Below are 1,074 nucleotides of genomic sequence, written 5' to 3'. Positions count from 1 at the left end.
GTTATAGACGGTCTCGGCAAAGGCCTGCGTGTAGAACGTCCCGGCGGCCAGCGTCATCGTCGTGGCGAACACAGTCGCCTTCAGCATGTTTTTCAGCATGAAGTTCTCCCTGTCGGCGCCGCCGTTGGCGCGCCTATTAAGTGTTGACGCCCTGGAGCCGATATCTGACCCCTTTGAGCGCGCCGCTGGTTCCCGTCCTGCGGCTCGTGCCCAGACACTAACGCGGAGAATTTTTATTTCAACAGACTCTCTGGGTCACCCAAAGTAAGGCGGACGAAAGCTATGGTGTGGCCGCTGAAACACCAGCCGAAACCAAAAGCTTGACTTGGTTTCTTCACCTCGACGCTATTTTTCACCGCGAATCGGGAGCCATGCCAGTTTGCCGGAATGTCTTAATGCGTTCTTAAGCAACCTGAGGTTACATTACGAGTACCTTCTATACGGTTCGAGCTTCAGACGCGCGGCGGCTATGAGTAACGGAGCAAGTAAATTGCCCAAAATCCGTCAACTAATGCGGAACTTTCAAGAAGAGCGCGGTACCTCTGCGGTTGAATTTGCCTTGCTTTCACCGATTTTCATTCTTCTTCTACTCGGAATGGTTGCATACGGTATATACTTCGGCGCCGCCAACTCGATCCAGCAGATCGCAGCGGATGCCGCCCGCACGGCAATTGCCGGGTTGAACCAGACCGAACGTCAAACGCTCGTAACCAGCTTCGTCACCAACAATGCCGGCGGATATCCCTTCGTGGATGTCAGCAAGTTGACCTACCAGGCCAACGACAGCACGGCCGATGGAAGCCAGTTCGTGGTGTCCATCCAATACGACGCCCGCAACCTGCCGATCTGGAACCTTTTCCCGGGCATAGCCATGCCCGGGACCACGATCAGGCGCCAGTCAACGATCAGGGTCGGGGGCATTTGAATGCTGCTGCATGCGTGCAATGGGATCGGTCGGCTTGCCCGGTTGATGCTGAGTGACAGGAAAGCGAACTTCACCGTCATGGCGGCATTGAGCGCGCCGGTGGCGCTGGCGCTGGCCGCAGTGGCCATCGACGAAGCCTCGATCTACAC

Annotated in this window: 1 protein-coding gene; it reads left to right on the top strand. The window is 56.4% G+C overall.

Going from position 1 to position 1,074, the window contains the following annotated elements; translation table 11 throughout:
- Window positions 1-511: 511 nt before the first annotated feature.
- Window positions 512-925: a TadE/TadG family type IV pilus assembly protein gene (locus EN994_RS32685; protein WP_174299092.1), complete on the top strand. Its 414-nt coding sequence runs from the start codon at window positions 512-514 to the stop codon at window positions 923-925.
- Window positions 926-1,074 lie beyond the last annotated feature (149 nt).

It is taken from the genome of Mesorhizobium sp. M7A.F.Ca.CA.002.09.1.1, from assembly GCF_003998555.1.
Lineage (GTDB): Bacteria > Pseudomonadota > Alphaproteobacteria > Rhizobiales > Rhizobiaceae > Mesorhizobium > Mesorhizobium ciceri.
The sequence above is the reverse complement of the archived record's forward strand: the minus strand, read 5'-3'. Positions and strand labels throughout refer to the sequence as shown.